This window comes from Yersinia sp. 2542 StPb PI (assembly GCF_048593855.1).
Taxonomy (GTDB): Bacteria; Pseudomonadota; Gammaproteobacteria; order Enterobacterales; family Enterobacteriaceae; genus Yersinia; species Yersinia enterocolitica_E.
In genome coordinates this window covers 1-3,274 of sequence record NZ_JAZGQA010000301.1, presented here as the reverse complement: position 1 = coordinate 3,274, position 3,274 = coordinate 1, and the positions used below count along the sequence as shown (strand labels likewise).

The following is a 3,274-nucleotide window of genomic DNA, read 5'->3' as shown; positions in this document are numbered from 1 at the left end:
CTTAATACTTAATACTTAATAGATAATAATTCATACTTATGATGTAATGCGGGTAATTGACCTAACAGAGGATGGACGATGATCACTATTGTCGGATGTAACAAAGGTGGTGCGGCCAAGACCACGACTGCCATCAATATCGCCATTGGCTTGGCATTGCGCGGGGAAGACGTTTGTCTGGTCGATGCAGATGTTCAGCGCTCTGCCTCTCGCTGGTATGCCGAACGGGAACTATCGGGACTCATCCCGACCATCACCTTGATTGAGAAACGTGACAATATCTCCCAGACACTGAAAAGTCTGGAGAAACGGTTTGGTCAGGTTATTGTCGATGTCGCTGGCCGTAACAGTCGGGAACTGATCACCGGCGGTACCGTTGCCCATCAAATCATTGCGCCTCATCAGTGTTCCCAGTTGGATTTGGATACGTTGATGGAGCTTCAGCATCAGTTGGAGAGCATGCGGGATCTGAATCCCGGATTAAAAGCCTGGTGTTATCAGACCATGGCGACAACCAATCCCTTGATTCGGGGTACGGAACGCAATGAGTTTCTTGAGTATGTGAAAGAGTTCGATGGGCTGGTTCCTCTGAGTAGTGTCGGGTGCTACCGAAAAATCTACCGTGATGTGATGTCCGATGGACGCTCAGTGCTGGAAACCGACAATGACAATGCGAAAGCTGAAGTCATGGCTCTGTTGCAGGAGGTTTTCTGATGGCACTTAAAAAGCCCCAGATGCGTAAAGAAGTGACGGAAGCCGACGCCGAAGCACTCGCGAACCGGTTGGCTGACAGGCCTTACGGTGAAGAGAAAAAACCGTCCTTACGGCCTGAAGCGCTGACCAGAACCACCATATCGTTACCTGAAGGCTTGCTGCGGGAGCTTGAAGATAGGGCTCTGGCCAATAAGCGTGCGGGAGTCGCGCCTAAAAATGTTAGTGCACTGATTCGAGAGGCGTTAGAAGTATATTTGAAAATGCAGTAACATCATAAATAGTATGAAATCATAAGTATGAAGTATTTATCAACTCTATCTTTTACACAGAATATTTTGCAGATGATCGATTGGGTACATAGTGTGACAATCCACCCTCAGTATATTGGGCAACGTGTGACATATTGCCTTTAGTGACGGAAATTACTGGATGACTGTGACAAATTGCCATCATGTTAGTGAGCTATTACGGGGGATTTTGATATCTGCGGGTCTGCCATGAAGAAATAGTCCTAAAGAAGACGCTGGAGGGCTCGTTGTCACTACCGACATGTTCATTGAGGGCTATTTGTCACACTTCAGTGTAGGAGAATACGATGTGAGTGGTCAGGCGTCCTGATTTTTTTTCAATATAATCAAGACTTATTGGGGTTCGCTTATTGATTTCTTCGACAATGGGATTGAGAAATCTGCGCCTGAAATCAGGCATTCGTGTATAGCTCTGTGGCAGTTGATAACGTTCAATCATCCATTTAACCCCCAGAATGGCGACGCCTGTACCATCGCTTCGCCTGTATTGGCACAGTGACTCATAGAGCCGCATCGCGTAGGGGCTGGTGATCTCTTTTGTTTCACCGAGGCGAAATTGTGTGAATCGATTTTGTAAACCAATAAAGAAGGGAATGAGATAAGGGTTTAGATGGACACTGTAGACGCCTCGTGCCGGGCTGTGCGCACGCTTAATAAACCAGGGGTAGGACTCATAGCCTTTCTCGTCCCCTAAGTCTTCCTCCGGCCGGTAGAACGTGACCTCTTTACCCACAAAATTTTTCAACGCATTGCGAATATCTTTACTGGCTTCCGCGGATGTTAAGTTGAATATCTCCGCGTATTTTGACACGGCAATCTCACAGATGCCGTTATGCTGCTCAAGGCCCTGAACACTGTCCACTTTTCTGATCTGGTCAACAAAGAGATAGAGCATACGTTTCTGGTCTCGAGACAGGCTGTATGCGGCTTCGGTCAGTTCATTGGATTGAACGATACGTTGGCCAACTTTACGGGGCTTATTTTTTAATTCAGGCACCATACCCATCTTTATCTCTGTGATAACTGTGACATGTCTGGATGTTGTCACGGGGGTGAGTCTCTGTCAAATTCCTGTGAATAAAGTCTATTCGTCAGGGCAATTTGTCACTGTTTTCAGGGCAAACTGTCACGGTTTAACCCTGTTTTGAGGGTGATTTGTCACGAAATGAGGGTGATTTGTCACGCAGGTTCAGCTGAGAGCCCCGTAATATAAGGCTCTGGAGTACCTCTAAAAAGGTTTAAAAAAGGATCTTAAAAAGATCTATTAAAAATAAGCAGTGTATATGTGTATAAGTCGGTATTCGGGCAAGAAAAATACAATTACCATCATAAGGATGTCGCTATCCGGCTTTGCCGGATGCTTCTCTCTTATTCGCTTCGCTCTTATGCTTCCTCCCTACGGCTACGCCTTCGGGCAACACTACAGCTTCAATCACCATATAAGCCTTAAAAATAATGTCCAAAAACAAATCACATTTAATATTTAAAACCATCTCAAAAAAGATATCTGTACATCCCGACTTACAGCCCCCTAAGTGCGACCAGCAAGCTGTCCGCACTAAGGCCCCGATACATCGCGGCTATGCCGCGCTAACGGGGTTAAAAGGGCTTATATCACTCCTTCATTAGCAGTCAGTCCGCAAGGCTTAGCAGGGCAAGGGGGGTATTAGGATCTTTAATGATCTTTTACCGGCTTATGCCGGGCTTCGGCGGGTCACTTTCAGTGTCACATGGCTTATCAGAGAGCCGCCTTTCATGTGCTACGCACATTGATGGGGTTTGGTGCATGAAGGTAACATGCTGTTTTTTCTCTAATGTTGCCTATTCATGTCTTTGATCCGAAATGCCTTTAAACGCCCGCATTATCCCGTCGATATCATCGCGCAATGTGTTTGCTGGCCTAGCTTCGTTAATCCGACAGAACACTTCTTAGGCCTTCTGGTGACACTCATGCCTTATGTTAAAAATTGGTTAATATAAATCGGGGTTGTGAGCCATTTAGATGGGGTAAACATACTGGTTAAAGGAAATGTGAGCAATCAACACTACTCGGCTGTAAGAGTTTATATGGTTTATGTCCACCGACGAAAAAACCAAAAATATCAGCTATCGCGTTGATGTCGATAGTAAAATAACTGAACCAATGATATGTAAAAAATTAAATAAAATTGTAAGTTATCTCTTTGCAAGAGTATCAAATTATGCGATCTGAATAATTCAGTTCCAACTTTTTTTTAACTTATTTTTACCAT

At 44.9% G+C, this 3,274-nt stretch carries 3 protein-coding genes and 1 pseudogene; 3 read left to right on the top strand and 1 reads right to left on the bottom strand.

Going from position 1 to position 3,274, the window contains the following annotated elements; genetic code table 11:
• The first annotated feature begins 78 nt into the window (after nucleotides 1-78).
• Together V1952_RS20875 and V1952_RS20870 are read left to right on the top strand one after the other, a co-directional pair.
• The gene (locus V1952_RS20875; RefSeq protein ID WP_420073750.1) at nucleotides 79-714 is read left to right on the top strand and encodes an AAA family ATPase; all 636 of its coding nucleotides are present in this window, start codon (nucleotides 79-81) and stop codon (nucleotides 712-714) included.
• Nucleotides 714-983: a hypothetical protein gene (locus V1952_RS20870; RefSeq protein WP_420073751.1), complete on the top strand. Its 270-nt coding sequence runs from the start codon at nucleotides 714-716 to the stop codon at nucleotides 981-983. The genes V1952_RS20875 and V1952_RS20870 overlap by 1 nt, the downstream gene beginning before the upstream one ends.
• A gap of 301 nt (nucleotides 984-1,284) precedes the next feature.
• On the opposite strand, the gene repE is transcribed toward V1952_RS20870, so the two are convergent.
• Complete coding sequence (gene repE, locus V1952_RS20865) at nucleotides 1,285-2,028, bottom strand: replication initiation protein RepE (RefSeq protein WP_420075460.1); 744 nt, start codon at nucleotides 2,026-2,028, stop codon at nucleotides 1,285-1,287.
• Nucleotides 2,029-2,849: 821 nt separating this feature from the next.
• Here repE and V1952_RS20860 point away from each other — a divergent pair.
• A pseudogene (locus V1952_RS20860) lies at nucleotides 2,850-2,921 on the top strand (IS6 family transposase); the annotation flags it as partial.
• Between the last annotated feature and the right edge of the window lie 353 nt (nucleotides 2,922-3,274).